The sequence below is a fragment of the Bacillus sp. J41TS8 genome (assembly GCF_018333035.1).
Classification (GTDB): domain Bacteria; phylum Bacillota; class Bacilli; order Bacillales; family Bacillaceae; genus Bacillus; species Bacillus paralicheniformis.
Genome location: NZ_BORF01000019.1, coordinates 1 through 25,983, shown reverse-complemented (window position 1 = coordinate 25,983; position 25,983 = coordinate 1). Strand labels below are relative to the sequence as shown.

Sequence of the window (25,983 nt, the reverse complement as noted above, 5' to 3'; positions counted from 1 at the left end):
CCTGTGGTCAGCCGCTTGTTCTAAACCTGCAGGTTTGAGGCTGTCAACAGCTTCCTCTTCTCTGAATACGTGTCGTTTTCAATCGCGATCTCTTGATCAAAAATCAGCGTTTTCCGTGAGTCTTCATCATAATCAGGCCAGCTGACATCATCGGTGCTCGGATTTCCGGAGCGGGCAAAAGACACCCAGGCAGCCTGGATCTGTTTAGCAAGCAGCTGTGCTTCCTCCCCAGCCTTCGTACCTGTCAGTTGTTCCAAACTGTCCATATTGCCAAATACAAACGGAATCTCTAAGCCGTGCACCGCTTTGTTGAACGGCGGATGCTCCGAATCGGCATGCCAGTCAAACCGGTACATAAAGACAGATGCATGTCGTGATTGAGCCGAAGCGAACACAACGGACGGATGCCAAAAGACTAGATCTGTCATCATATCAACATGGCCTTTCAATGATCTCGGATACAGAGGCGCGGCGGCTTCAGCGGCCTCTTTTCCCATGTATTCTTCTAAAATCTCATTGATCTTCCTCTCAGGCAAAAGTTCCGAATCAGAGGCAAAAAACAAGGCGCCTTCATCGCGGTTTGTTCCGATTAATAGACCGATTCCTTTTGCCGCGCCCTTCGCGACGGCGGCCTCCGGCTTCAGCGGGAGGGTTTTTTCGTCAAGTGCAGGCTGAAAGATCAGTTCAAAAATATTTTCTCCCATTAAAGTACGCAGCTGATCGGCGGCTTGAAGAAGTTCTTGATCAGATACATCGCAAAGGCGCTCCAGATGATGATGATCAATATCGAGAATCGTTAAGAATCTTTCTGCTGCGGCTTTCGCAAGCTTTTCAGATATTGTTGCGGCGGCCCCGCTTTCCATAATGGCCTGTTGAAAAAGCCCCTTTGCTTTCGGCATCGCCAAGAGCGAAGCGATGCTCATCGATCCCGCCGATTCTCCAAATACCGTAATATGATGACGGTCTCCGCCAAAGAAAGCGATATTTTCTTTCACCCACTCAAGGGCCGCGATTTGATCCAAGAGGCCAAGGTTGCTTGTGTAGGAATCATCAATTGCAGAAAGATGCAAAAAACCGAACGGACCGAGGCGATAATTGATGGTGACCACGATCACCTTTCCCTGCTTTGCGAGCTGAGTCCCGTCATAGAACGGTTCACTGCCGGCTCCGAGATAAAAAGCGCCCCCATGAATCCACACCATAACAGGCAGATCCCCATCCGCCTCTTCAGGTGCGTACACATTTAAATAAAGGCAATCCTCAGACTTTTCAACCCCCGTTGACTCACCAGGCAACCCCCTGTCAGGCTGCGGACAAACCGGACCAAATTGAAAAGCCTCCCGCTCACCTTCCCAGGCTTCAATTCGCTGCGGTTCCCGAAACCTTAACTTGCCGACGGGAGGTTTTGCGAAAGGTACGCCTTTAAAGATACGGACACCGTTTTCCGTTCTGCCTTTCAGCTTTCCAAAGCACGTTTCGACAGTCGTTTCATACATTTTATTCCACCCCTTTCACTTTTCAATGATAATGGAATCGGACGATACCGTCTAATCGGAATACTTGCATTTTGGAAAATGAAGGGTCTAGTATAGGATCAGAAGAGATGTTCAACTTATTGTTTAAAAATTTGACGGAAAAGAGGGATTTCAATGAAACTGTCGGGACACACAGTACTGATCACAGGCGGCGCATCAGGAATCGGCTTTGCTTTTGCCGAACGATTTATGAAATCGGGAAATACGGTCATCGTCTGCGGGAGAAGGGAAAGCAAGTTGAAAGAAGCAAAGGAAAAATATCCGGAGCTGATCACGCGTGTATGCGATGTAACCGATGAAACGGAACGACTGGCATTATTTGAATGGGTCAAAGAACGTCACCCTGGCGTAAACGTACTTGTGAATAATGCGGGTATACAGCAGCGCTACCACATTTTAAAAGCAGATGTCATAGACAATTGGGCTGACTACAAAAAAGAAATCACCGTCAACATGGAGGCACCGATCCACCTGGCCATGCTCTTTAGCCAATACTTTGCCAAAAAACCGGGGAAAACAGCGATCATCAATGTGACATCAGGCCTGGCGTTTACACCGATGGCGATCGCACCGATCTACTCATCGACAAAAGCCGCTCTCCATTCTTTTACGATGAGTTTAAGACATCAGCTTTCCGAGGCCGGCGTTGAGGTCATAGAGGTCGCTCCTCCCGCGGTCAATACAGATCTGGGCGGTGTCGGACTGCATGATTCCGGAGCTCCTTTGGATGAATTTGCCGATGAGATTTTTAAAGGGCTGGAAGAAGGCCGATTAGAAATCGGTTATGCCAGATCGGAAAAAGCCTTGCGGATGTCAAGAGATGAAATCGATGAAAGCGTCAGCCAAATGTACAGTTCTTTAAAACATTCCATCGAATAAAAGGAATGTTGGCATTGTCATTTCAATAGAGGTTGTTCCTTCCAGACGGCCGTTTTATCATAAAATGAGAAGGAGTGATCCAAATGCCGTTTATTCTCCAGCGCATTTATCAAGAAAACCAGCAAGCAGAAGGACGCCGCATTTTAATCGACCGTGTGTGGCCGCGCGGCATTTCAAAAGAAAAAGCGAACCTTGACTGCTGGATGAAAGAAATCGCTCCAAGTCCTGATTTAAGAAAATGGTTCGGTCATGACCCGAAAAAATTCGAATCGTTTAAAGAAGCCTATCAAAATGAAATCAAACAACAGCCTGAAAAACAGAGAAGCTTCAAGGAATTAAAAGAAATGGCTGCGGACGAAACCGTTATTCTGCTTTACGGTGCAAAGGATGAGCGCCATAACCATGCCGTCGTTCTTTATGAGATGCTGAACCGGCAAAGCCTTTGACCTTGAAACTTTTTTCAACGCTTTTCGTATGACAGATAAAGCAATATGCGAAAAGGATGGTAAACATGGAAATGAACCTGTTTTGGATCGGGCTTGGTTTAGCTGCTTTAGGCTATTTTATCGGTGACGGCTTGAAAAACTTTAAAAACCCAAAAGGGAGTTATTCAGGCTATCCCTATTTAGTTAAAGAAGGCGATTTACATTATTATTTAGGTTTAAGTAAAGTAGAAACGAAAGAAATGCTGAGTAAATATCCTGACATACCTAAAATTGAATTAAATGGCACAACCTATTATCCGTATCAGCATTTGATGGATTGGATGTTGTCCGCCGACCTTTATAAACAGTAAAGCGCAGCTTGAAGCTGCGCTCACTTTTATGATTCGAGTATTTCAACATAGCCTTCCGATCCGTTAATCCTAATCTTCTGTCCGTCTTTAATTTCTTTCGTCGCATGCTCAACCCCCACCACCGCCGGAAGCCCGTATTCCCGCGCAATGACGGCGCCATGTGTCATGAGGCCGCCCACTTCCGTCACCAAACCTTTGATTGAGACAAACAGCGGTGTCCAGCTCGGATCTGTAAAAGGCGTGACAAGGATATCCCCCTCTTCGATATCGGCTTCTTCCAATTTCAGAATCACTCTTGCCCTACCTTCGATGACTCCCGATGAAACAGGAACGCCCGCCAATGCTCCCGCCGGAATGTGGTCTCCCAGAACTTCTCCCGTGATGACCTCGCCTTCTGAAGTCATCATTCGCGGAGGCGTTAATTTTTCATAATGCTGATATTCTGCTTTTCTTTCCTCGATCTTCTTCACATCGAGACGATTAGCGCAAACGGCCTCTCTCAATTCATCAAAAGACAGATAATAAATATCCTCCTTCGCTTGAATCAGCTTCTTTCGCTGCAAAATGGCGGCTTCTTTCATCAACGCTTCCTTATATATAAAATAGCGTTTGATCAGAGCATATTTGGGATATTCCCGATAACCGATAAAATTCCGCAAAACGCTGATCATCTTCTTTGTCTTTTTTGCCTTTTGTCTGCCTCCCTTTAGTTGTTGCAGACGGCTTAACAGATCCCTCTCCTTTTGCTCCGCTTCCAATCGCCCCTGTTCAAACTTGACCGTTCGCGCACCAGGTTCAAAGTTTTTGATGTTGCTCAAAATCACTGGAGCAAGAATGGAAGGGCGTTCGCTCCAGCGCGTCTTGGTCATATCGATCTCACCGGTGCAGCGCATGCCGTATTTCTCAAGGAATGCCCGCAATGCGCCGATAAAGGCGGGACCGCCGTCAAGCTGTTTGAGATCTTCAAAAAAGGTTTCATTATTGGCATATGCTAAATACTTCTGAACCTCGGGGTATCCTCTGGCAGCATCTGATACATCCAAAAGCGCCAATCCCATTTCAGATGTGACATTGTACAATACCGATTGAGAAAGGGTATCGGCGACATTTTTTTCGCCAAGCCATTTCTCCATTTTTCGATTGAGCCAGTAAACGGCATATAAACCAACCATAATTACAGCCATGCTCTCTGAATCATAGAGAACTTTTTTCAAGTTTTTTTGATCCTCTTCTATCTGTGCAAATAACGTTTCACCCGATGCGTTTTTCAATCGCTGTTCAGCCTCTTGAATGGATGCTTCCGCTTTCGACATGAGCCGTTTGACTACACCTGTGTCGTTTTTCCGGTAAATCTTAAGCGCATCACCCGGCAGCGACCATGACAGCCCTTCAGCCCCTAATCTAAACATCCGCTTCCCTTTCGGCAGGGTTTTGACAAGCTCCTTTCTTTTCAAAAAATTCACAAGAGCGCTATGCATGAAAGGATCATTTTTCCCCGCCGTACTGAGGACGACTTTCCGCCCTGCAAAAGATGCCAAATCGTGTGATAAATCAATAAAAAGCCTTCCGCCGGCACAAGTCAGCTCATAATCCGAGATCAACCCGAAAAACGATATTCCAAGCGGCTTTATCGGTTCTGTCATCATTTGCTGATGCCCGACAGACATATAGACGCGAAGCTTGTCATCGCTCTGTTTCGGAAGAGGAAACAATGTCGTTATAGGCCGGCTCTGGACAAAGAAAAATTCGCCATCAGCCAGACACCATTCAATATCCTGCGGAAAACTGAAATGGGCTTCGATTCTCCTTCCCAGTTTTTCAAGCCGGATGATCTGTTCATCTGTTAATGTTTGCTCTTTCCGGCAGCCCGCTTCGACTTCGCGCGCCTCAGTGCCGCCGCTTTCCAAAGAATAGACTGCCGTCTTTTTCTCGGAAATCGTTTTTTGAATGATCGCGCCTTCACGAACCTTGTAGTTGTCTGCTGAAACTGTACCAGATACAAGCGCCTCTCCCAAAGCAAAGCTTGCATCAATCGAGGTGACCTTCCGGTTGGATGTAATAGGATCTGCCGTAAACAAAATGCCGGACGCATCCGGGAACACCATCTGCTGGACGACGACCGATAATTGAACTTTGCGGTGGTCAAAACCGTTTTGAATCCGGTAGATCACGGCCCGCTCTGTAAACAGTGAAGCCCAGCATTTGCTGATATGCTTCAAGATCGCCTCTATTCCTTTTATATTTAAATACGTATCTTGCTGCCCGGCGAAAGAGGCATGAGGCAAATCTTCTGCCGTAGCGCTTGATCGGACCGCATATGCATCGCCGCCAGCATTTGAGTGAGCGCTTTTAACCGCTTCTTTGATCTCTTCGGCGATTTCGGCCCTTTCAATACCATTGCGGATCTGAAGGGCAAGATCGTTAATCTGTTTTCTGTCCTTCACTTTTAAAAGAGACAGCTGATCAATCAGTTCACTGACCTTATCGTTTTCACCGATCATCTTTTCATATGCTTTTGTTGTTATACAAAAACCGGGAGGCACTTGGATGCCGACCATTTTTGACAATTCGCCCAAGTTCAGCCCTTTTCCTCCGACAAGCGGCAAATCGGTTCGATCGATCTCATGAAAGCCCAATACATAGTGTCCCATCAGGAATCCCCCTTTTTATTCGCCTTCAATGCCGAAACGAATCATATCCAAAAACCGTTTTCGTTCTTCAAGAAGACGTCTGCTCCAGGCTGGATCAAAATCGTCCTCAGCCGTTACTTCCGCTAGAAACTTTTGTTCAAAATGCCCCATCATGACCATGATAAGTTCGAACGCCTCTTCACGATCCACTCCTTCCCTCAACGGAACTTTCGCAAAAAGCTGTTTTAGAATACGATTTCTAACGGCAAATTGCTCCACATACTTTGCAGCGATTTCTTTTTTTAATTCGGAAGGCGGTGAATAAAAGGCATCTTTCGTTAGCTTGTATACATTTGGATAATCCGCGAAAAACTCAAGCTTAGCCATGCTTATTTTTTCTTTCGCTTCAAAGAAATCATCACAAGACGCCAGGTCATCAAGGGAAAGGCGCGACTTTACCTTCTCAATACAATAATCGAGCACAGTTAAGTACAGAATTTTTTTGCTTTTAAAGTGATGAAAAATCAGCGCCTTTGAAATGCCGGCCGCTTCCGCCAGCATTCCGGTCGAAGTCTTTGCATAGCCATGCCGGGCAAAAACCTCCAAACAGGCATCGAGTATTTGCTCTTTTTCATAAAGCTGTAAAGGCATTGACCATCATTCCTTTTCGTTATTGACCAATCGGTTAGTATAAATTGCAACGATTGCTGACCATTCGGTCAATATAATAAAACAAGAAAGAGGTTTTAACAGATGAATTTATTGGTAAAATGAAGGTGGAGCTTACAAAATATGCCGGGGTGAAAAGGCAATGCTGGTGTTGATGGTAAAGTTTATTTTGCTCTTTATTTTATGTTCCATTTCGTTTTCTTTATTTAAAGCATGTGTTTACACAGCGGGTAAAAAACTGATTGACCGGACCGCGGAAGGATCGGCGCTCAACTGGACCTGCAGCGTATTCATCAAAAACGGCGTGGCCATGACGGGCGATGACTGCTTTGTCATGGCTGTTTCAGCGGCCTTGTTGGCCATTTATATATAAAAGCCTCAAACTTTCAATAAACAAACAAGGGTGACTAAGATGTGCGGCAGGTTTACGCTCTTTTCTGAATTTGATGAGATTATTGACCGTTTCGAGATTGATCAAATGACGGTTGAAGATTACAGCCCCAGTTATAACATCGCGCCTTCCCAGCGCATTCTCACCGTCATCAGCGACGGTTCCCATAACCGGTTAGGGCGGCTGCGGTGGGGATTGATTCCGCCGTGGTCAAAGGATGAGAAAATCGGTTATAAAATGATCAATGCGCGCGCTGAGACTTTGGCTGAGAAGCCGAGCTTTCGAAAGCCGCTGATCAGACAAAGGTGCCTCATTCCGGCAGACAGTTTTTATGAGTGGAAGCGGACCGATGCAAAGACAAAGCGGCCGATGAGGATCAAGCTCAAAACAAATCGACTGTTTTCATTTGCTGGGCTTTGGGAGAAGTGGCAGCCTGCAGGCGGCAAGCCCGTCTATACATGCACAATCATTACGACAACGCCCAACGATTTAATGAAAGACATTCATGACCGCATGCCCGTCATTCTTGATCGCCAGGCTGAAAAAGAATGGCTGAATCCGAAGAATCAAAACCTTGCATACTTAGAAAGCCTTTTAAAACCATATGCGTCAAAAGAGATGGAAGCGTATGAAGTCGCGCCTCTCGTCAATTCACCGCATCATAATTCTCCTGAGCTCATCAAAAAAGTCCCTTTGCAATAAAAAGGGGCTTTTGGGCGAGGCGGCCGGTCATAATGGTGAGGGCACCGCCTCCATGATTCTAAAAATATTCATTGTGTCAAAAGGTAAAATTCACTGCTGAAGCCGATGCCTTCCCAAAAACGCAGCGCCGATTGATTATCGATATCAACCGATACTTGAACGTGAGACACTTGATGCCGATCAAACCAATCCATCATACGATCTGCAACAAGCTTCCCCAGCTTATTTCTTCGATAGCCCGGGGCTATGTACACTTCATCGATGTGCCCGCTCAGACAATCGCTGACTAAATCTTTCTTAATAGAAGCCAGTCCGTATCCGACCGCTTCTTGCTTTTCATTCACGACGGCAAAAACCGCTCCGTATGCGGACTGAACATATTGTTTCAACTGCTGCTGTATCATTTGTCTATCTTGATCATCCAATGTGCAATCAGCCGTTTCCAATGCATTATCATTCCACAAATTAATCAGTTCATCAACAAACTCAGGCTTCAGAGGGGCATCAAGCTGTTGAATATGTATGGTCATGGCGTTTCTCCCTGTGCAAGACTTTTCATCAATCACATTTTAAATTAGAATAATATGCAATACAAGGATTTTACTGCTAAAGAAAGGTGATGGTGAAATGGACAGCCGTACAGCGCGGGAAAAAGAACCGCCGCTTGGCAAAGCATTCCATTATATCACGCTTGCCGGGATATTTCTTCTCATCATTCCATCCGGGTTCAATCCCGTTTATTTGAATGTGGGATTCATCCTGTTTGGACTGAACATCGGTGTGCGTTCATTCGTTCTTTTGAAGAAGAATAAAAAAGGAGAATTTATCTTTACGATCGCTGCTTGTTTATTTTTGATCGGTTACAGCGCTGTCAGGCTTTATTTCATATCATAATAAAAAAGCAGGTTTTCCCTGCTTTTTAAACCAAATCCGCCGTTTTGAGCCCCCTGCATTTTTGCAGACCGTCAGAACGCAGACAATAAGCGGCCGTCTTTTTCTTATATTGTTTAACGACGTCTATATGATCATCGTATCTGTAAACCAACAGCTTCACAGCGTTTTTCCCTCTTTTTGTTTCGATAACAAACGGTGTCCCGGCGTTTTTCGGATTTACAAAAAGCGGCTCGTCTCCCGGGTAGATGTAATACCGCTCCATAAATACGGCCTCATTAAAGTTTTGAATAAATTGACTCTTGTCAGATCCCTCTAAACGCTCTCCTCCGAACGTCACTGTAACATTCGCTTCCTCAAGCTTAACATGAACTTGAAATTTGCCGGTCAGCCACTCTACGACACCGCTCGGAAGGCAAGTGACCAATATTTTAAAAAGACTGAAGATAACCAAAAAGGTTACAAAAAGCCATGTCACTCGATCATCTCCTCTTGTCTGAATTTTAAAGATGTCCTTGATTCATCCTATCATACAGACTAAAGGATTTTATTGTACATTGTGTGAACAAGTGCAGCCCAGATGAACATTCGCCTTCAGTGATCCCCGCCCTGATGCTCTTCTTTTGGGATTTCAGAAGGAGCCTTCGGAACTTTCCGCAGCTGATGATTGACCACATCAGAGGAATAAAGTGTAACAATCATCGTTCCTCCATGCCGTTTCGCCCTGATCAAGACCGGCTGGTTATATTTATTTTGAAAGCGCAAATCAGGCCCGCCCCAGCTGACCGTCGCGTCGCGCCCCGGCGGAACATAAGGGACACGCCGGCTGTGGGAATAACGCTGGACGATTTCCAGTCCTGCCCGGTCAACCGCATTAAACAATGTTGACGAAACCTGGCAAATGCCTCCGCCAACCCCTTCAGACAATTCGCCTCTCACGATCACCGGAGCCTTCATATACCCCTTGTCCGGCGTCCTCATACCGACAACTTTGTTAAATGAAAACGTCTCATTAGGAAACACAACATGATTGTCGATCGCTTTTGCCGCGAGTGAAATGTTGTGCGTCCTGCTTTTATTCCCGGAATTAAAATACGTCACATACTGACCGATCCGCTGTGTCCGGATATGGGAAAGCAGTTCGCTGTCCACTTTCGGGTAAATGTTCAATTCAGGCACTTCTATCGTGGACGGACCATCCCCATAAAAATACGCATAAAACTGCTCTCTAACCCCCTTCCTGGAAAGGCTGTAGCCAACCTTGCCGGGAACGATCCTTCCCTGATCATTGATCACGGCGTTGACGGGATCCTTGTGTACTTTCCGCTCAAGCCTGTCAACGAACTCGGCGTATTTTTTATCATCAATCAACGGTGTCCCGGGAAGCGGCATTGTAAAATCTTCGCGGTTCACAACGGCCACTTTCTTCCCTTGCTGGGTGATCGTTAAGCTGTCAGAATGCCCCGCAGGCTGCGCTAATAATAAAAGTCCAGTCATCCAAATTTTCAGCATAAGTCGATGTACCTCCCGCTATTAGTATGAACAGGAGATGATATTTGATGTACTGGACGTATGATGCTTTCATGATGATCTATATTTTCGGATTGAAAAGGTACACTAATGGAGAGAAGCTAAAATAAGTAAAAGCATGCATTAAGCCTGTTTATTTTCATTGATTCCTTTTCTTTTTTGCCTGAATAACATTACGGTGGTTGCGATCAGAACTGTCAAAAAAATGATACCTGAGTACAGAAACCCAACTAGCTCTATGCCATTAAATTTGTACGTCAAATAACTGCCGATAAAAAAGATTGTCCCCAGCAGGGAAAATGAATTCAATCGATTCACAATTTTTTTGACCATTTTTAAAACCCCCATGGTCTTGCGATTTTAATGCCATTTGCACATTTGCCCCAATATCAGATGCAGAATTAGAGGGACATTTATTAAGGCTACTCTTACCAGAGTTCATTCTTCTAGTAATATAAAGTATATGCCCTTCTCTTTGAGAAGGGCATACAATTACTTGTTCTGTTGATTTTCTTTTAAAGTGAGATTTAAAAAGAGAAGAGCCAATAAGATGAAAGCAATGTTCACCAACCAGGACTTCCAGCTGGACGCAGGGGCAGAAATTGTACCGAGCAGATGTATAATAGATGAAAATGATAAAAGCAAAAACATTAGTTTGTTGTGCGACATCAGTTGTTTAACCTTTCTGTTAAAAGTTCAGAACCCATTATACCTTAATTAACCAAAATTCAACAAATTATCTTTCGATCAATTTACAACATCGCTTTTAAAGAATGATGTTTGATGAACAACTTAATTTCTTATTTTTTGGGGTCACTTCAAATAATGGAAAGTGCATCTACCATTCTGGCCAATAAAAAATCGGCCTCCAATCAACTGCACAACATCCGTGTGCAAAGGATCAATGTCCTCAAGCTCTCCTTCTTGGACTCGATATCACGTTCGTTTTTCTTATCTCTATCGTATGACAAAATGGAGTAGAGAAAGTCCCCCATTTTATCCCGCTTTTTGTCGGATTTTTCTCGGATTGGAACATAAAAAAAGCACTCAATCAGAGATCGAGTGCGTGATATATGCAATTATTCTTCATCGTCCCACTCTTCGTCTTCTTCCCAATTTTCTTTAGACTCCTTCAGGTCTTCCATGAAAAACTCTAGAAAATTATTTGCAACAACATCTCCGTAACCTGCGTCATTAGCCCATACAATTACAGGACACTCTCCGTCTTCCATTTTATTTGTATCGAGACAATAGGAGAACTCATCAACATACTCTATTACAACTATCCCATCGGGTAAATCATAATATTTCCTATAATCCTCAGTTTGCTCTACAACATAGGCCCCCTCAAGGTCATATCCGATTATTTCCACACCGAAAATTCCACCTGAGCCATAGTTTTTTAAAAACCATTTATAACTTTCGGGAAGAACAACATTGAGGTGATGCTCGATATAAGCTATCTTATCTTCACTCACGCCACCTGTAAAATCATCCTCTTCCGCATATTTTTCAATGAAATTTTGAACTTTAGAGTAATCCATTTTATACACCTACCAAATTTAATTTTCAAACTGTTCTGCTCTCCATTTCCAATACCTTTTTCTAAAGTTGTTATATTGTAGTCGGAGTTCTTTATCGTTCCTAAAACTCTCGCCACCTTTTTTCAGACCGTGTAGAACTTTAAAATTATTCTGATGTACTGAGGAAGGGATTTCAACCATTGGACCTGGCTCTTCTTGAATTAAATGATGGAGGTTGACTAGTGTTCCATCTTTAGCATAAGGGGCATTTCCTTTTTTCATTCGCTGAAGGTTGGTTTTCCCTTTTCGGTCCTTTTGGTTTATGTCAATATCCTTAAGTGTATAAACTCTTCGGTTAATGTCCTTGTTTTTTCCGGCTACATTTACTTCCCCTTCTATTTCTACTGCGCCAAATCTTTCTTTATTCACCCAAGGTAGATTTATATTTTTTCCTGTAAACGGTTTTCTGCTTATATCAGAGACTTTCTTCGCAAACTGAATAAGACTGTCTTTTATATGCTCCCCATTAAGTGCATGATAAGGAACTTTGCCCCCGCCTGCAAGCTGAACTTGCGGCGCAAAAGGGTTATGTATTTGAATCCCTTTTATGTTTGAAGCGACTCTTTGTAACGATTTTTTGAAAGACGAAACACTTTTTTTCACTGCTTCTTTCGATGCTTTAATCGTTTTGTTCGCTACATTCTGAGAAGCTTTAGTTGCTTTGGCAGCGACTTGCCCTACCTTCCCCGCTTTGGCAGCTTTTGCTGCTTTGTCAACGCCTTTAGAACCAACAATCGATGTCCCGACCATTCCAACGGCATAGCTAAACCATCTGGCTTGGGTGTAAGAATCACCATTGACGACATCTCGCTGATACGAGTCTTCAATTCCTTTTTTTATAATATTGAATGTGACATCAGGATGATGAAGCGTAAAGTTAATGCCCTCAATCGTTTCGTCTGCGTGAACGACCATGTCCCATAGGCCTACAGCAGTGTCAACGGCTGCATTTTTAAGTCCTTCAGCGCTTCCTTTTATTGCGTTGCCAAAATTACGAGCGCCTTCAATTTGATTGAAATACCGCTTTTGCCAAGGGGAAAGATTTTCGTATCCAATTTCCGTGGCCATCTCATAAAACTCTGAAGCCGTTGAAAAATTGTAATCATCAAGCTTCTTCTTTAGTTTAGCAATTTTATTATCCTGTTTGTTAACCTCGCTAACTTCTTTTTCAAGCTTTGATCTCTTATCAAGCTCATCCAACATGACGCCCATCGCTGTGTCTTGTCCACCACGCAAAGCATCCATTTTATCCGGCTTTAAAATCGCGCCTTTTTGATAGCCGGTAATTTCAATTTTAGGGCCTGTGTACATTTTTTCAAGCCGGCTTAAGTATCTCTGCATCGTTTCCAGGTCGTTTTCAGCGGTTTTAAGAGCGCTTGTCTGTTCGCGGTCAAAAGTGTGCAGCTTTTCAATTGTCTGATTAATCTCCTTTAAGGCTTTCTGATTCTGTTCATGAAAATCGGTATCATTCAAATCAGGCAAATCGACAATATGACTGACCTTCGCGATCGTGGCGTTGGCTTTGGACACTAGGTGTTTTGTTGTGCGGTTCGCAGCATTCAATCCTTGTTCCAGCTCGTGCTCAAGAAAGCTTTGCGAAATAAACCCGTTATGGTTAGGTTCCAGGGAATTCAGCGCGCTTTTCATTTTCTTTAGCGTAGAACTGTATTCCTCTATGAAAGTATCATAGAACTTTAGAAAAGGGGTGTGACATTCCTCGTAAAAGGCGCGGATCGCGTCGCCGCCTTTTCCTTTTAAAGCATCATCAAGTGATGTAATACCATCTACGGCTTTTTTGACTTTTGCGAATTCGTCTGACTGATGTTTTAATTGTTCCAGCGTTTGATCAATGGCTTTGTGCAACGCCTGAACATCCAGAGTTTTCATAGCATTCTCCTCTAATTTCTCCTCTAATACTAAAGTGACATACCTCGAAATATTTTACCACTTTATAGAAAAGAATTGGTGAATAAATCCTGTGAATCTTTGAAAATAAATTAAAGTAATTGGTCAAAAAAATAAAAGTACAATAAGATACAAAAAGAAAAAGTGTTTCCAATCGAGGGGCTATCAATTTGACTGGAAAGAATTCTTCACCGTCTTTTGGTGTGAAGATAAATGAGTTGTAAAGGTTTTCAAATTTGCCTGATGCCGAAATTTTAAAGGCAGAGAACAGATAAGAATTTATACACATGTCACAGAAATTGAAAAAGGATGCTTCACAGAAAGTTCAGGAGACTTTCGGAAACATCCTCAATATCGGTATTTCGTGAAGAAATGTTATTAAAATGTTATTTTTTCGATTAGGGAAGGTGACGAAATGCGGCTGAACCCTTGGTGTACCAAGGGTTTTAGCCGACAACTTACATCATGCCGCCCATGCCGCCCATTCCGCCCATGTCAGGCATTCCTGCGCCGCCTTTGTTTTCTTCAGGCTTGTCGGCAACAACTGCTTCAGTTGTCAGGAACATAGCCGCTACAGATGCTGCGTTTTGCAGAGCTGAGCGTGTTACTTTTGTAGGGTCAACGATACCTTTGTCGATCATGTTCACCCATTCGCCTGTTGCAGCGTTGTAGCCTACACCAATAGCTTCGCCTTTCAGGCGCTCAACGATGACAGATCCTTCAAGACCCGCATTGTGCGCGATTTGACGGATTGGTTCTTCAAGAGCGCGAAGAACGATGTTGATACCAGTCAGTTCGTCGCCTTCAGCTTCAAGGGCAGCTACTTTATTGTAAACATTGACAAGAGCTGTACCACCGCCGGATACGATTCCTTCTTCTACCGCAGCGCGGGTAGAGTTCAGGGCGTCTTCGATGCGAAGCTTGCGTTCTTTCAATTCTGTTTCAGTCGCAGCGCCGACTTTGATGACAGCTACGCCGCCTGCAAGCTTAGCTAGGCGCTCTTGTAATTTTTCTTTATCGAACTCAGAAGTTGTTTCTTCAACTTGAGCGCGGATTTGGTTGACGCGTGCCGCGATTTGCTCTGTATCTCCCGCACCTTCAACGATTGTTGTGTTTTCTTTTGTCACAACAACTTTAGAAGCGCGTCCCAATTGGTTGATTTGAGTTGATTTAAGGTCAAGACCTAAATCTTCTGTGATCACTTCGGCACCTGTCAGGATCGAGATGTCTTCGAGCATCGCTTTGCGGCGGTCTCCGAATCCAGGCGCTTTAACAGCCACTGCGTTGAATGTTCCGCGAAGCTTGTTGACAACCAATGTTGCAAGAGCTTCACCTTCAACGTCTTCAGCAATCAGAAGCAACGGTTTGCCTTGCTGAACAACTTGCTCAAGCACCGGCAGGATTTCTTGAATGTTTGTGATTTTTTTGTCTGTTACTAAGATGTACGGGTTCTCAAGAACCGCTTCCATCTTATCGGAATCTGTCACCATGTAAGGAGACGCATATCCGCGGTCAAACTGCATACCTTCAACCACTTCAAGCTCTGTTGTGAATCCTTTTGATTCTTCGATCGTGATGACACCGTCGTTGCCGACGCGCTCCATCGCTTCAGCGATCAGGCTTCCGACTTCTTCGTCAGCAGCGGAGATTGAAGCAACTTGTGCGATTGATTCTTTGCCTTCGATTGGTTTGGAGATTTCTTTCAGGCTTTCAACCGCTACAGCCACAGCCTGCTCGATACCTTTGCGCACGCCTACAGGGTTAGCGCCGGCAGTTACGTTTTTAAGACCTTCGCGAATCATCGCTTGAGCTAGAACTGTCGCTGTTGTTGTACCGTCACCGGCAACATCGTTTGTTTTGCTCGCAACTTCAGCAACAAGCTTTGCGCCCATGTTTTCGAACGCGTCTTCAAGCTCGATTTCTTTCGCGATGGTAACACCGTCGTTTGTGATTAATGGAGAACCGAATTTTTTCTCAAGAACGACGTTGCGTCCTTTAGGTCCCAAAGTTACCTTTACAGCATCCGCCAATGCATCTACACCGCGCAGCATTGAACGGCGGGCTTCTTCGCTAAACTTAATATCTTTTGCCATGTTATTCGAACCTCCTATATAATTGTCTCGTTTTTATTTATGACTTAGCCGATAACAGCTAAAATGTCGCTTTCACGCAAGATTAAGTAGTCAGTACCTTCATATTTCACTTCGGTACCTGCATATTTTGAGAAGATGATGCGGTCGCCTGTTTTAACTTCTAATGCAACGCGCTCTCCGCTCTCTAACACACGGCCTGAACCGGCTGCAACCACTTTACCCTCTTGTGGTTTTTCTTTTGCGGAGTCAGGAAGTACGATTCCGCTGGCAGTTTTTTCTTCAGACTCAACGAGCTCAATGACAACGCGATCACCTAATGGCTTTAACAATGAAACAACCTCCTCAATATTTTCATATGTAATTTTAGCACTCGCACTCGGTGAGTGCTAACACAATTCTTATAATAAAGAATCTCCCAGGCAATTTCAAGTGATAAGGTCAAATTTTTTTGCGCTTACATTTCTCCGCATGTCCTTATCATCCTATAATTTAAAAAGAGTGTGTTACAATAAACATAGTCTGAATTAGATTTTTAGAAAAGGAGTACATAAAGCTTGAGAAAACAATACTGGTTTATTATATTGGCATACGTTCTCATGCAATTGTCGGCCGCTGTCGGCTTGCCTCTTCTTTACTTTTTGGGAGTGGGCAAAGGACAGCCAAAGGCTGAAGCCCAGCTTACATTGACAGGCGTCTGGTCTGTCATCGCGTTTACCCTCTGTCTCGTTATCGTGCTGCTGATTTTGCGGACGGTGCCGAAGACGACGCTTCGCAACCGCCCGAAAGCATCGGTTGGAGCGTCAATCGGATGGGCGGTAGCCGGCGTTTTTCTCGCTTTGTTTTCGCAGTCAATTGCCGCTTCGATCGAAATGTACTTGTTCGGGGTCAACCCGGAATCGGAAAATACGCAGCGGATCATGGAAATCATCACCGCATTGCCGCTGATGGTGTTTGTCTCTTCTGTATTCGGACCGATTCTTGAAGAAATCATTTTCAGAAAGATCATTTTCGGTGCAATCTATGAGAAAACGAATTTTTTCATTGCCGCTTTGTTCAGTTCGGTGCTCTTCTCGGTCGTCCATTTGGATTTCAGCCATCTGCTCATTTATACAGCAATGGGATTCACATTCTCCTTTTTATATGTCAGAACCAACCGGATTATCGTCCCGATTTTCGCCCATGTCGCCATGAATACGCTCGTCGTCTTACTGCAGACATTCCGGGAGCCTATTGAAGAATATTTGAAACACGTCGAGAAAATGCAAATGATTATTGGAGGATTTCTATGATGAGAAGCCCTAAATTCTGGGGAGCGATTTATTTATTAACGGGTGTGCTGTTTACATATCTGGCGGCAACCTCGCCCGGAAGCATGTGGTCTTTTTACACGATCCTGCTGATGCTTTTCGCAGCCTATAATATCAGCATTTCCTTTAAAATGTTCGCCCTGGCCGGCAAGATGAAACGAAAAGATCAATAGCCTTTTTTGTGAAGGAAAAGAGCCATTCTGAAAAAGAATGGCTCTTATTTAGTATGGTCGTTCAAAAACGCTTGATTTTCCTCTTGAATCATTGTTTTTTGCGCCTGCCTGTAGGATATTCTTGAAATCACGATACTGATTTCATAAAGAATGAGCAATGGCACTGAGACCATTAAATGCGACAAAAGCTCAGGCGGTGTAATGAGGGCCGCGATGACGAACAACACAAAATATGCGTATTTTCTGATTTTCGCCAAAAACATCGGCGTCACGAGGCCGAGCCTTGTGATAAACATGATGACCACAGGCATCTGAAACAATAAGCCAAAAGGAAGCGTCAACTGAAGCAGAAACTGAAAATATTCGTGTATTCCGATGACCTGGTTGACATTCAGATCATCTGAGACTCTCGTCATAAAGTCCACGACAAACGGAAATAAAATAAAGTAAGAAAAGGCAATGCCGCCTAAAAAAAGAATAATCGATATCGGAATATAGCTGAGCGTCACTTTTCGTTCCTTTTCATACAGCCCCGGGCTGATGAAAGCCCACAGCTGGTATAAAACAAGCGGCGAAGTCAAGACGGCGCCGATGATGAACGCGAACTGCACGTACACAAATAAAGGATCGGTCAGCTTGAACGCGTTGAGCGTCAGCAGCTTTGCTTCATCCGTCTGCTGCAGATAGATAATCAGCGGCTTTGCCAATAAAAAGCCTGCCGCAACAAATAAAACAAAAAAGAAAAAAGTGATCACAAGCCGTCTGCGTAGTTCTGTGATATGTTCTATCAGCGACATTTCTCTTTCCTTCATAAATGTCATCCTATCCTACTGATCTTCTTTCTTTTTATCGGAATCGTCGTCAGCCAAACCTTTTGTCGCATTCTTAAACTCCCTCAGCGTGTTTCCCGCCGCTCTTCCCAGCTCGGGAAGTTTTTTCGGGCCGAATATCAAAAGCGCCACCACGACAATTAAAATAAAGCTTCCAGGACCGATTGGCATAAAGCCTGCCCCCTTTCCTTTATTTTTCGTTTTCCGTTTTACTTTTCCTGCATTGAATAATGTTTCATGAAATACACCAGCGACTGAAGTTCAACCGCCAAATCTATATGATGAATGCGAATGTGTTCCGGCACATTCAAGCGGGCCGGCGTGAAATTAAGAATGCCTTTAATGCCAAGCTCCACCAGCCTGTCTGTAATCGACTGTGCGGCTTGAGCCGGTACCGTCAAAATGGCGACGGGGATATCATCCGTCATATGCTCTTCAAGTCTATTCAGATCATAGACGGGAACACCGCCGACCTCGGTTCCGATTTTTTCCTCATTGATGTCAAACGCCATGGCGATTTTTGTATTATTATTTTTGATAAAATTGTAATGGAGAAAGGCTGTCCCCAAATTCCCCACGCCAATGAGCGTTACGTTCGTCATTTCATCCTGATCAAGCGTCTTTCTGAAAAAGGACAGCAAATAATTGACATTGTAGCCGTATCCTTTTTTTCCGAGCGCGCCGAAGTACGAGAAGTCCCTGCGGATGGTCGCAGAATCGACTTTGACGGCATCGCTCAGCTCAGCGGAAGATACACGCTGTTTTCCGGATGCATGAAGGTTTTTTAAAAAACGATAATATAATGGCAACCGTTTCGCTGTCGCTTGCGGAATTTTTGAATGATCCATGTTCATAAACTAATCCTCCATGCCTACATCAGCTTTTTCCCTTTTATAGTCACCGTTTTTCCCACCTGTCTTTTCGAGAAGAAAGGTCGGTCCTATCACCATTCCCTTATCCGCCGCTTTGCACATGTCATATACGGTCAGCGCACATACGGAGGCCGAAGTTAACGCTTCCATTTCCACACCTGTGCTCCCTTTGGTCTTCACTTTAGATTGAATATGCAGGATGCTCTTCTGTTCTTTCTCCTCCCAGCGAAAGGCGATGTCGACTCCTTTCAGAGCGATCGGATGGCACATCGGGATGATGGCGGATGTCTGTTTTGCGGCCATGATTCCGGCCACTTGCGCCACCGCCAATACATCGCCCTTTCCGATTTCCCGGTTTTTGATTTTTTCATGTACTGTTCGATTCATAGACACGCTTGAAACAGCCGCAGCTGTGCGTACTGAAGCTTCCTTTTCGCTTATATCAACCATCTTGGCTCTGCCTTGTTCATTAAAATGTGTAAACTCATTCATGTTCTGAACTCTCCTTATAACGATCATACACTATTTTTTTCATTCTGTCTTTTTCTTTGGCTAAAATCTTCCAGACTTCACTTAATTGTTTGCTGACTGCGCAGTGATAGGCTACACTTAAAATAGCAGACAAGAGGTGAAAGATCATGATGATTTTACAAGTGAACCAACTTTCAAAATCGTTTGGAGCCGATACGATTTTAACGAATATAAAACTCGAAGTCAGATCTCGGGACCGGATTGCGATCGTCGGACGCAACGGCGCCGGAAAATCGACTCTTCTAAAGATTATCGCAGGAAAACTTTCATATGAAAAGGGGGACATCATCAAGCCGAAAGATTTGACGATGGGCTACCTTGACCAGCATTCCGGCCTCGATTCCAAGCTGACGCTCAAAGAGGAATTGCTGTCGGTATTTGATTTTCTAAAAAAAATGGAAAAAGAAATGCGCGCGATCGAGGAAAAGATGGCGCAGGCCGGACCGGACATGCTTGAATCATTGATGAAGACGTATGACAGGCTTCAGCAGGAGTTCAAGGACAAAGGCGGCTACCAATATGAGGCAGAGGTCAGATCCGTCATGCACGGGCTCGGCTTTGCGGGATTTGACGACTCCGTCCGCGTCCAGGACTTAAGCGGAGGTCAAAAAACAAGGCTTGCCCTCGGAAAAATGCTTTTGACAAAACCCGACCTCCTCATTTTGGACGAACCGACAAACCACTTGGATATCGATACCCTGACATGGCTTGAACAATATTTGCAAAATTACAGCGGAGCGATTTTAATCGTTTCCCATGACAGGTACTTTCTTGACAAAGTGGTTACCCAAGTTTACGAGATCAGCCGGTCCCAAAGCAAAAAATATACCGGGAACTACAGCTCTTATCTCCAATTAAAAGCCGAACAGCTGGAAAAGGAAACAAAGCTTTATGAAAAGCAGCAGGACGAAATCGCCAAGCTGCAGGAGTTCGTCGACCGGAATCTGGCCAGAGCTTCGACGACGAAACGGGCGCAGAGCAGACGAAAGCAGCTTGAACGGATGGAGATCATGGATAAACCGCTCGGAGATGAAAAGTCGGCGTCTTTCCGCTTTGAAATTACAAGGCAAAGCGGAAACGATGTACTGCGGGTGGAAGACTTGACAGTAAGCTATCAGGAGCAGCCCCCGCTGCTCCGTTCATTGAACTTTCGCATTACCCGCGGGGAAAGCGTTGCACTGGTCGGACCGAACGGAATCGGCAAGTCAACCCTTTTAAAAGCATTGATTCAAAAGCTGCAGCCGGTATCGGGAACAATCGCGACAGGCTCCCATGTCTCAATCGGCTACTATGACCAGGAACAGGCTGAATTGACGTCGTCAAAACGCGTGCTTGACGAGCTTTGGGACGATTATCCGGAAATGAATGAAAAGGATATCCGGACCTGCCTCGGCAACTTCCTGTTTTCGGGAGAAGACGTATTAAAACCTGTACACGCGTTAAGCGGCGGCGAAAAAGCAAGGCTTGCCCTCGCCAAGCTGATGCTCCAAAAAGCGAACTTCCTTATTCTTGATGAGCCGACAAACCATCTCGACCTGGACAGCAAGGAAGTCTTGGAGAACGCTTTGATCGATTACCCGGGAACGATATTATTTGTGTCCCATGACCGCTATTTTATCAACCGGATCGCGACAAAAGTACTGGAGCTTTCCCGCGACAAAGCAGAAGAATATTTAGGCGACTACGATTATTACACAGAAAAAAAAGCGCAGCAGCTTGAACTGAAAGAACTAGAAAAACAGACGGAAGAGCATCAGAAAAACGCTTCCGAAAAACCTGGCGCAAAAAAGAGCTATGAGGAAGAAAAAGAGCTGAAAAGAAAAGAACGCCAGCGGCAGCGAAGGATTGAAGAAATCGAAACAAGAATTACGGACATTGAAGAACAGATCGAAAAAAATGAGGAGCTCCTGTGTGACCCCGCCGTCTTCCAAGACCATGAGAAGGTCCAGGAAATCCACTCTGAAAATGAACGGCTGAATGAGGAGCTTGAACAACTGTTAACAGAATGGGAAACACTCTCTACAAATGAATAAAGGATGAACCGCTCCAAGCCGGAGCGGTTTTTTTGTCCACAATTAAAATCCTTTATTTAAAAGAAAGAAAGCGATTTACCCACAATATCCACAAAAAACATAATATTTATACACATTATTAACAGGTAAAAAAGGTCTGTAAATTAAGGTTTTTAACATTATACACAAGACTGTGGATATATGTTAATAACCTGTTAATAACTATTCCCGGGCAAAAAAACCTCACAGAGCGTGAGGTTTTAATAAGACGTCAGATCTAAGCCAGGCTGACCGTTCATATCATATTTTCCTCTGATTCCTTTTTCAAAAGCAACCGTACCTGCGGCGGCAATCATCGCGGCATTGTCCGTACACAGCGAAAGCGGCGGGATCAAAAGCTCAATCTCCGGATGGCTGCTGAACGTTTTTTCGAGCGCCGCTCTCAGCCCTTTGTTTGCAGCAACTCCTCCGGCAAGCAGCACCTGTTTGACGCCATAAACTTTCGCAGCGCGTTCCGTTTTTGTGACGAGGACATCAATGACGCTTTCCTGAAAGCTGGCTGACAAATCTTCCGGAGCTATCGTTTCACCTTTTTGTGAAGCGTTGTGAAGCGTGTTGATGACTGCAGATTTCAATCCGCTGAAGCTGAAATGATAAGAGCCTTCTTCAAGCCATGCGCGCGGTAGCGGCACATTTGCCTCGCCTTTTTGCGCAAGTTTGTCAATGTGAGGTCCTCCCGGATAAGGAAGCCCCATCGTTCTCGCCACTTTGTCATAGGCTTCGCCTGCCGCATCGTCGAGCGTCTCTCCGATGACTTCAAATGAGCCGTGCTCTTTCATATACACGAGTTCGGTGTGGCCGCCTGAGACGACAAGGGCAATCGCCGGAAATTGAATGTCCTGAACAAGTCTGTTGGCATAGATGTGACCGGCAATGTGATGGACGCCTACGAGCGGTATGCCCCGGGTAAAACTGAGCGCTTTCGCGGCATTCACGCCGATCAATAAAGCGCCGACAAGCCCCGGTCCTTCCGTTACTGCGATGGCATCAATGTCATCAAATGTCATGTCCGCTTGTGCAAAGGCTTCCTCAAGCACGATCGTCATCTGTTCCACGTGATGCCTTGATGCGATCTCGGGAACAACGCCGCCAAACCGTTTATGACTCTCGATTTGCGACGCTACGACATTTGAAATGATATCCGTTCCGTTTTTGACAATCGCGGCGGCCGTCTCATCACAGCTTGTTTCGATTCCTAATACATACAGATCTTTTTTATGATTCATTTAGTCTCACCCACATTAATAATGCATCTTCCCCATTATCGGTATAATAATTTTTACGAATTCCTCCCGGCTCAAAGCCGAGCTTTTTGTATAAGCTTTGTGCAATATGATTCGATACCCTTACCTCTAAAGAAAGCTGAGCCGCCTTTTTCATCCGGCAAAGCTTCATCGCGGCTTTCAAAAGAGCTTCTCCTAAACGGCGGCCCCGATATGCAGGTGAAACGGCAATGTTGGTGATCTGGGCATCATCCATGACGATCCAAATCCCGCAGTAGCCGACAACTTGCTCCTCAACTTCGAGAACGAGGTAATGAGCATACATATTGTGAAAAAGCTCATGATGAAAAGATTCTTTTTTCCACGGAGAAGAAAAAGAGCTTTTTTCAATTTCAAAAACCTGGTCCAAATCTTTTGGATTCATATCGCGTATGACCATTTGCGTGTTCATGGCTTCACCCGTTTACTTTTGTTTTTCAAGCCAGACGGCCTCGGCTTCGGCCAGACGAATATAGTTTGGAACAACGCTGTGCACAGGCTCGGCCTCTTTAAGTTCTCCGATTAAAGCCAATTCTGAAGGTCGTGGAAGCTGCAGGGCAGGGCCAGAAATGACCGCTTGTTCACCGAGAATCTGTTCGATCATCTCCTGATGAATCTCTGTGTCACTTCCTATGAAAAGGACTTGCTGATCCATGGCTTTCAGCTTTTTAAGCCAATCCTCAAGCATAATGTTTTGGTCCTCTTCCAAGCCATGCAGTTTGCCGTCCCTATACTGGTATAGTCCCGTATAAACCTGACCGCGTCTGGCATCAAACAACGGACAAATCAAGCCTTGGAAAAAACGGCCGTTTGCCGCCAGCACTTCAAGGCTTGAAACGGTTTTAATCGGAATATTTAATGACCATGCAAGCGTTTTGGCAATCGTAACACCGATCCGCACGCCTGTATATGAACCCGGACCTTTGGCAACTGCAATTTGGGTCAGGTCATTCGGCTCTAAACCGCACTCTTTAAGGAGTTCGTCGATCGCCGGCATAGCTCTGACTGAATGGTTTTTCTTTAAGTGGGATATATGCTCGGCTATCACTTTTCCGTCTTTAACTAATGCCACGCCGAGCGTTAAATTGGATGTATCAATCGCAAGTATCGTCATGTTTGCTGATCTCCTCGCAAAGATTTTCGTAGCGGCTGCCTTTAGGGGTAAAGGTCAGCTTTCGTTCATCATCGCCAAGCCGCTTAATGACCACCTCTAGGCGCTCTTTCGGAAGCTGCTCCTCAATCAAATGCGCCCATTCCACAAGGCAGACGCCGTCTCCCTCAAAATATTCATCTAATCCGAGATCTTCCGTTTCATCTTCCATTCTGTAAACATCCATATGAAACAGCGGAAGAGAGCCGTCCCGGTATTCTTTGATAATGGTAAAAGTCGGGCTGCTGACAACCCGCTTGATTCCGAGCCCTTCGGCAAATCCTTTTGTAAAAGTCGTTTTGCCTGCTCCAAGGTCGCCCTCCAATGTGATGACATCACCGGGCAGAACATACTTTGCTGCCAGTCTGGCAATGTTTTTTGTCTCTTCAGGCTCTGTCGTTTTCCACTCTAACGTTTTCACTTTACTTGTCACCTGTCTTATTTAAAATGGTTATATCCTTTTTTTTCGAGAAGAACGCGGTCCTGTCCATTATGATAAAACACGTCCGCCTGCCCTTGTTGTGTGACGCGGCCGATTTGATAAACCGGCACATGACGTTCAGAGCATTCCTGACTAAAACGTTCCCATTGATCATTAGAAATCGTACCGACGAGTTCAAAATCCTCGCCGCCGAAAAGGACCCACTCTTCCCATTTTGTGTTCAGTGTATGTAAATCCGAATGGACCGGAATCATCTCTTTATATATGTCAATGGAAACACGGCTCGCTTCGGCAATTTCATTTAATTCGCTGGCAAGCCCGTCGCTGATATCATTAAGTGCCACATGATGATAGCCTGAACAGAGCAAACCTGCCTCAACCCTCGGCAAAGGCCTCTTGTGCCGCTCTATAAAATATTGAGACTGCTTCTCGTCTTTCATCTCTGCTTGGCCCAATATAAAAGCCAGACCGGCAGCAGATGAGCCAAGTTCTCCCGTCACAAAAACGACATCCCCGGGTTCGGCATGGCTTCTTAAACAAGTTCTGCCCTTTTCAATCTCGCCGATTACTGTTACGGTCAAAACGAGCGGCCCGTTGGCAGATACGGTGTCACCGCCGATTAAGTCCATTTGATATAGTGTCGCCAGTTTATTCATTTCTTCATACATGGCTTCAATATCCACCGCGTGCCAGCCGGAAGGAACAGCAATGGACACAAGATAATACTTGGGGCTGCCTCCCATCGCGGCAATATCACTAATATTCACAGCCAATGCTTTATATCCGATATCGGCAGGCGATGAATGGGATGATAAAAAATGAATACCGTCGACCATCGTATCGACCGCAACAATCTCCTGATAACCGTTCTTTGTATGATAAACAGCGGCATCGTCCCCAATACCGATCTCTATTTCTCGGTGAAAAAGCGAACGGGGCGTAATCCTTTGAATCAATTCAAATTCGTCCATAAGATCATTTGCTCCTTTGCTGTTGCAACCAATCAAAACACTATCATTAGTTTATCGAATTCTCACCAATTATCCAAGAAATAAAGAAACTCGGCAAACATTGTGAAAAACGCCGATGAAGCCAAGTTTTCAGCATAGACCTGAAAGAAGACATAAAAAAAAACGAAAACCTCAAAGATTTCGTTTGTGTACAACATGGCGGTCCGGACGGGACTCGAACCCGCGACCTCCTGCGTGACAGGCAGGCATTCTAACCAACTGAACTACCGGACCACTTTTTATTTATTTTCTTTGTATGGAAATTAGATTTGGTTGCGGGGGCAGGATTTGAACCTGCGACCTTCGGGTTATGAGCCCGACGAGCTACCGAACTGCTCCACCCCGCGATAATATAAACAGCTTGGCGGCGTCCTACTCTCACAGGGGGAATCCCCCAACTACCATCGGCGCTGAAGAGCTTAACTTCCGTGTTCGGCATGGGAACGGGTGTGACCTCTTCGCTATCGCCACCAAACTATTTGCCTTCAGGACGAAGGTACTGGGCGTTCCTCACAGGATGTGAGGGCCTTTAGCCGAGTTTCCTTGCCTTTGGCTTTCTGAGAGCATTCTCTCAAAACTAGATAACGGTCAGACATTCACAAATATTTAGGTTAAGTCCTCGATCGATTAGTATCTGTCAGCTCCATGTGTCGCCACACTTCCACCTCAGACCTATCAACCTGATCATCTTTCAGGGATCTTACTTCCTTGCGGAATGGGAAATCTCATC

28 protein-coding genes, 2 tRNA genes and 2 rRNA genes are annotated in these 25,983 nt (G+C 44.8%); 9 read left to right on the top strand and 23 right to left on the bottom strand.

Annotated features, from left to right (window positions below):
- Window positions 1-20 precede the first annotated feature (20 nt).
- On the bottom strand, window positions 21-1,496 hold the full coding sequence (locus KI350_RS20415) for a carboxylesterase/lipase family protein (RefSeq protein ID WP_212930581.1): 1,476 nt from the start codon (window positions 1,494-1,496) through the stop codon (window positions 21-23).
- Window positions 1,497-1,649: 153 nt separating this feature from the next.
- On the opposite strand from KI350_RS20415, the gene KI350_RS20410 reads away from it, so the two are divergent.
- The 3 genes from KI350_RS20410 to KI350_RS20400 all read left to right on the top strand — a co-directional run bounded on the left by KI350_RS20410 (window position 1,650) and on the right by KI350_RS20400 (window position 3,210).
- On the top strand, window positions 1,650-2,414 hold the full coding sequence (locus KI350_RS20410) for an SDR family oxidoreductase (protein WP_151253329.1): 765 nt from the start codon (window positions 1,650-1,652) through the stop codon (window positions 2,412-2,414).
- Window positions 2,415-2,497: 83 nt separating this feature from the next.
- Window positions 2,498-2,860, top strand: coding sequence for a DUF488 domain-containing protein (locus KI350_RS20405; protein WP_035337100.1), 363 nt, complete (start codon window positions 2,498-2,500; stop codon window positions 2,858-2,860).
- A 65-nt stretch (window positions 2,861-2,925) separates the two neighbouring features.
- A complete protein-coding gene (locus KI350_RS20400) occupies window positions 2,926-3,210 on the top strand; it encodes a hypothetical protein (protein ID WP_020450376.1) in 285 nt (94 codons plus the stop codon).
- Between the two features lie 26 nt (window positions 3,211-3,236).
- Here the strand turns inward: KI350_RS20400 and ppsA are convergent, their stop codons facing one another.
- Window positions 3,237-5,861, bottom strand: coding sequence for a phosphoenolpyruvate synthase (gene ppsA / locus KI350_RS20395; RefSeq protein ID WP_212930580.1), 2,625 nt, complete (start codon window positions 5,859-5,861; stop codon window positions 3,237-3,239).
- Window positions 5,862-5,876: 15 nt separating this feature from the next.
- Window positions 5,877-6,491 carry a TetR/AcrR family transcriptional regulator gene (locus KI350_RS20390; RefSeq protein WP_130627164.1) on the bottom strand — a complete coding sequence of 205 codons (615 nt, stop codon included), beginning with the start codon at window positions 6,489-6,491 and terminating at the stop codon, window positions 5,877-5,879.
- 160 nt (window positions 6,492-6,651) lie between these two features.
- Between KI350_RS20390 and KI350_RS20385 the strand changes: the two genes are divergently transcribed.
- Entirely contained in the window at window positions 6,652-6,882 is a 231-nt protein-coding gene (locus tag KI350_RS20385) for a hypothetical protein (protein WP_025811974.1), read from the top strand.
- Window positions 6,883-6,921: 39 nt separating this feature from the next.
- The gene (locus KI350_RS20380; protein WP_065643579.1) at window positions 6,922-7,602 is read left to right on the top strand and encodes an SOS response-associated peptidase; all 681 of its coding nucleotides are present in this window, start codon (window positions 6,922-6,924) and stop codon (window positions 7,600-7,602) included.
- A 68-nt stretch (window positions 7,603-7,670) separates the two neighbouring features.
- On the opposite strand, the gene KI350_RS20375 is transcribed toward KI350_RS20380, so the two are convergent.
- Window positions 7,671-8,132 carry a GNAT family N-acetyltransferase gene (locus KI350_RS20375; RefSeq protein WP_065643578.1) on the bottom strand — a complete coding sequence of 154 codons (462 nt, stop codon included), beginning with the start codon at window positions 8,130-8,132 and terminating at the stop codon, window positions 7,671-7,673.
- Window positions 8,133-8,229: 97 nt separating this feature from the next.
- Between KI350_RS20375 and KI350_RS20370 the strand changes: the two genes are divergently transcribed.
- Entirely contained in the window at window positions 8,230-8,496 is a 267-nt protein-coding gene (locus tag KI350_RS20370) for a hypothetical protein (protein ID WP_025811980.1), read from the top strand.
- Window positions 8,497-8,521: 25 nt separating this feature from the next.
- Here KI350_RS20370 and KI350_RS20365 read toward each other — a convergent pair whose 3' ends face one another.
- The 6 genes from KI350_RS20365 to groES form a co-directional block, all read right to left on the bottom strand.
- The gene (locus KI350_RS20365; protein WP_020450370.1) at window positions 8,522-8,971 is read right to left on the bottom strand and encodes a YfmQ family protein; all 450 of its coding nucleotides are present in this window, start codon (window positions 8,969-8,971) and stop codon (window positions 8,522-8,524) included.
- A gap of 116 nt (window positions 8,972-9,087) precedes the next feature.
- Window positions 9,088-10,005, bottom strand: a complete 918-nt coding sequence (locus KI350_RS20360) for a VanW family protein (protein WP_020450369.1) — start codon at window positions 10,003-10,005, stop codon at window positions 9,088-9,090.
- A 1,097-nt stretch (window positions 10,006-11,102) separates the two neighbouring features.
- Window positions 11,103-11,567 carry an SMI1/KNR4 family protein gene (locus tag KI350_RS20355; protein WP_065643576.1) on the bottom strand — a complete coding sequence of 155 codons (465 nt, stop codon included), beginning with the start codon at window positions 11,565-11,567 and terminating at the stop codon, window positions 11,103-11,105.
- Between the two features lie 18 nt (window positions 11,568-11,585).
- A complete protein-coding gene (locus KI350_RS20350; RefSeq protein ID WP_065643575.1) occupies window positions 11,586-13,493 on the bottom strand; it encodes a T7SS effector LXG polymorphic toxin in 1,908 nt (635 codons plus the stop codon).
- Between the two features lie 476 nt (window positions 13,494-13,969).
- On the bottom strand, window positions 13,970-15,604 hold the full coding sequence (gene groL, locus KI350_RS20345) for a chaperonin GroEL (RefSeq protein ID WP_020450334.1): 1,635 nt from the start codon (window positions 15,602-15,604) through the stop codon (window positions 13,970-13,972).
- A gap of 44 nt (window positions 15,605-15,648) precedes the next feature.
- Window positions 15,649-15,933, bottom strand: coding sequence for a co-chaperone GroES (gene groES / locus KI350_RS20340; RefSeq protein WP_003179248.1), 285 nt, complete (start codon window positions 15,931-15,933; stop codon window positions 15,649-15,651).
- 225 nt (window positions 15,934-16,158) lie between these two features.
- On the opposite strand from groES, the gene KI350_RS20335 reads away from it, so the two are divergent.
- Entirely contained in the window at window positions 16,159-16,893 is a 735-nt protein-coding gene (locus KI350_RS20335) for a CPBP family intramembrane glutamic endopeptidase (protein ID WP_020450333.1), read from the top strand.
- Entirely contained in the window at window positions 16,893-17,084 is a 192-nt protein-coding gene (locus KI350_RS20330; protein ID WP_023855536.1) for a YdiK family protein, read from the top strand. The genes KI350_RS20335 and KI350_RS20330 overlap by 1 nt, the downstream gene beginning before the upstream one ends.
- A 44-nt stretch (window positions 17,085-17,128) precedes the next feature.
- Here the strand turns inward: KI350_RS20330 and tatC are convergent, their stop codons facing one another.
- From tatC to moaC, 4 genes are read right to left on the bottom strand one after another with little or no spacing between them, the layout of a single operon-like run.
- Window positions 17,129-17,905, bottom strand: a complete 777-nt coding sequence (gene tatC / locus KI350_RS20325; protein ID WP_020450331.1) for a twin-arginine translocase subunit TatC — start codon at window positions 17,903-17,905, stop codon at window positions 17,129-17,131.
- Window positions 17,906-17,911: 6 nt separating this feature from the next.
- Window positions 17,912-18,085: a twin-arginine translocase TatA/TatE family subunit gene (locus tag KI350_RS20320; protein ID WP_020450330.1), complete on the bottom strand. Its 174-nt coding sequence runs from the start codon at window positions 18,083-18,085 to the stop codon at window positions 17,912-17,914.
- A 38-nt stretch (window positions 18,086-18,123) separates the two neighbouring features.
- Window positions 18,124-18,768, bottom strand: coding sequence for a redox-sensing transcriptional repressor Rex (locus tag KI350_RS20315; RefSeq protein ID WP_020450329.1), 645 nt, complete (start codon window positions 18,766-18,768; stop codon window positions 18,124-18,126).
- Between the two features lie 3 nt (window positions 18,769-18,771).
- Window positions 18,772-19,278: a cyclic pyranopterin monophosphate synthase MoaC gene (gene moaC, locus KI350_RS20310; RefSeq protein ID WP_212930579.1), complete on the bottom strand. Its 507-nt coding sequence runs from the start codon at window positions 19,276-19,278 to the stop codon at window positions 18,772-18,774.
- 146 nt (window positions 19,279-19,424) lie between these two features.
- On the opposite strand from moaC, the gene KI350_RS20305 reads away from it, so the two are divergent.
- Window positions 19,425-21,350: an ABC-F family ATP-binding cassette domain-containing protein gene (locus KI350_RS20305; protein ID WP_039073316.1), complete on the top strand. Its 1,926-nt coding sequence runs from the start codon at window positions 19,425-19,427 to the stop codon at window positions 21,348-21,350.
- A gap of 239 nt (window positions 21,351-21,589) precedes the next feature.
- Here KI350_RS20305 and tsaD read toward each other — a convergent pair whose 3' ends face one another.
- From tsaD to KI350_RS20260, 9 genes are all read right to left on the bottom strand, one after another.
- Window positions 21,590-22,615 (bottom strand): tRNA (adenosine(37)-N6)-threonylcarbamoyltransferase complex transferase subunit TsaD, encoded by a 1,026-nt coding sequence (tsaD, locus tag KI350_RS20300; RefSeq protein WP_095293006.1) that lies wholly within the window; start codon window positions 22,613-22,615, stop codon window positions 21,590-21,592.
- Window positions 22,605-23,063, bottom strand: a complete 459-nt coding sequence (rimI, locus tag KI350_RS20295) for a ribosomal protein S18-alanine N-acetyltransferase (RefSeq protein ID WP_095293008.1) — start codon at window positions 23,061-23,063, stop codon at window positions 22,605-22,607. Before rimI ends, tsaD begins: the two co-directional genes overlap by 11 nt.
- Window positions 23,064-23,075: 12 nt before the next feature.
- Entirely contained in the window at window positions 23,076-23,765 is a 690-nt protein-coding gene (tsaB, locus tag KI350_RS20290) for a tRNA (adenosine(37)-N6)-threonylcarbamoyltransferase complex dimerization subunit type 1 TsaB (RefSeq protein WP_095293010.1), read from the bottom strand.
- Entirely contained in the window at window positions 23,746-24,222 is a 477-nt protein-coding gene (tsaE, locus tag KI350_RS20285; protein WP_020450323.1) for a tRNA (adenosine(37)-N6)-threonylcarbamoyltransferase complex ATPase subunit type 1 TsaE, read from the bottom strand. Before tsaE ends, tsaB begins: the two co-directional genes overlap by 20 nt.
- A 17-nt stretch (window positions 24,223-24,239) precedes the next feature.
- Complete coding sequence (gene thiL / locus KI350_RS20280; RefSeq protein WP_023855530.1) at window positions 24,240-25,214, bottom strand: thiamine-phosphate kinase; 975 nt, start codon at window positions 25,212-25,214, stop codon at window positions 24,240-24,242.
- A gap of 196 nt (window positions 25,215-25,410) precedes the next feature.
- A tRNA-Asp gene (locus KI350_RS20275) sits at window positions 25,411-25,487 on the bottom strand.
- A 36-nt stretch (window positions 25,488-25,523) separates the two neighbouring features.
- Window positions 25,524-25,600: transfer RNA gene (locus KI350_RS20270), tRNA-Met, on the bottom strand.
- 12 nt (window positions 25,601-25,612) lie between these two features.
- Window positions 25,613-25,728 (bottom strand): 5S ribosomal RNA (rrf, locus tag KI350_RS20265).
- A gap of 132 nt (window positions 25,729-25,860) precedes the next feature.
- Window positions 25,861-25,983, bottom strand: a 23S ribosomal RNA gene (locus KI350_RS20260); the annotation flags it as partial.

Coding starts and splice junctions, on each gene's coding strand:
- KI350_RS20330 (WP_023855536.1), top strand. CDS start 16,893: ATGAGAAGCCCTAAATTCTGGGGAGCGATTTATTTATTAACGGGTGTG.
- tatC (WP_020450331.1), bottom strand. CDS start 17,905: ATGACATTTATGAAGGAAAGAGAAATGTCGCTGATAGAACATATCACA.
- ppsA (WP_212930580.1), bottom strand. CDS start 5,861: ATGGGACACTATGTATTGGGCTTTCATGAGATCGATCGAACCGATTTG.
- KI350_RS20370 (WP_025811980.1), top strand. CDS start 8,230: ATGGACAGCCGTACAGCGCGGGAAAAAGAACCGCCGCTTGGCAAAGCA.
- KI350_RS20405 (WP_035337100.1), top strand. CDS start 2,498: ATGCCGTTTATTCTCCAGCGCATTTATCAAGAAAACCAGCAAGCAGAA.
- KI350_RS20380 (WP_065643579.1), top strand. CDS start 6,922: ATGTGCGGCAGGTTTACGCTCTTTTCTGAATTTGATGAGATTATTGAC.
- KI350_RS20315 (WP_020450329.1), bottom strand. CDS start 18,768: ATGAACATGGATCATTCAAAAATTCCGCAAGCGACAGCGAAACGGTTG.
- tsaB (WP_095293010.1), bottom strand. CDS start 23,765: ATGACGATACTTGCGATTGATACATCCAATTTAACGCTCGGCGTGGCA.
- rimI (WP_095293008.1), bottom strand. CDS start 23,063: ATGAACACGCAAATGGTCATACGCGATATGAATCCAAAAGATTTGGAC.
- groL (WP_020450334.1), bottom strand. CDS start 15,604: ATGGCAAAAGATATTAAGTTTAGCGAAGAAGCCCGCCGTTCAATGCTG.
- KI350_RS20375 (WP_065643578.1), bottom strand. CDS start 8,132: ATGACCATACATATTCAACAGCTTGATGCCCCTCTGAAGCCTGAGTTT.
- KI350_RS20305 (WP_039073316.1), top strand. CDS start 19,425: ATGATGATTTTACAAGTGAACCAACTTTCAAAATCGTTTGGAGCCGAT.
- KI350_RS20355 (WP_065643576.1), bottom strand. CDS start 11,567: ATGGATTACTCTAAAGTTCAAAATTTCATTGAAAAATATGCGGAAGAG.
- KI350_RS20350 (WP_065643575.1), bottom strand. CDS start 13,493: ATGAAAACTCTGGATGTTCAGGCGTTGCACAAAGCCATTGATCAAACG.
- moaC (WP_212930579.1), bottom strand. CDS start 19,278: ATGAATGAGTTTACACATTTTAATGAACAAGGCAGAGCCAAGATGGTT.
- KI350_RS20410 (WP_151253329.1), top strand. CDS start 1,650: ATGAAACTGTCGGGACACACAGTACTGATCACAGGCGGCGCATCAGGA.
- KI350_RS20390 (WP_130627164.1), bottom strand. CDS start 6,491: ATGCCTTTACAGCTTTATGAAAAAGAGCAAATACTCGATGCCTGTTTG.
- KI350_RS20385 (WP_025811974.1), top strand. CDS start 6,652: ATGCTGGTGTTGATGGTAAAGTTTATTTTGCTCTTTATTTTATGTTCC.
- KI350_RS20400 (WP_020450376.1), top strand. CDS start 2,926: ATGGAAATGAACCTGTTTTGGATCGGGCTTGGTTTAGCTGCTTTAGGC.
- thiL (WP_023855530.1), bottom strand. CDS start 25,214: ATGGACGAATTTGAATTGATTCAAAGGATTACGCCCCGTTCGCTTTTT.
- KI350_RS20360 (WP_020450369.1), bottom strand. CDS start 10,005: ATGCTGAAAATTTGGATGACTGGACTTTTATTATTAGCGCAGCCTGCG.
- KI350_RS20320 (WP_020450330.1), bottom strand. CDS start 18,085: ATGCCAATCGGTCCTGGAAGCTTTATTTTAATTGTCGTGGTGGCGCTT.
- KI350_RS20415 (WP_212930581.1), bottom strand. CDS start 1,496: ATGTATGAAACGACTGTCGAAACGTGCTTTGGAAAGCTGAAAGGCAGA.
- tsaD (WP_095293006.1), bottom strand. CDS start 22,615: ATGAATCATAAAAAAGATCTGTATGTATTAGGAATCGAAACAAGCTGT.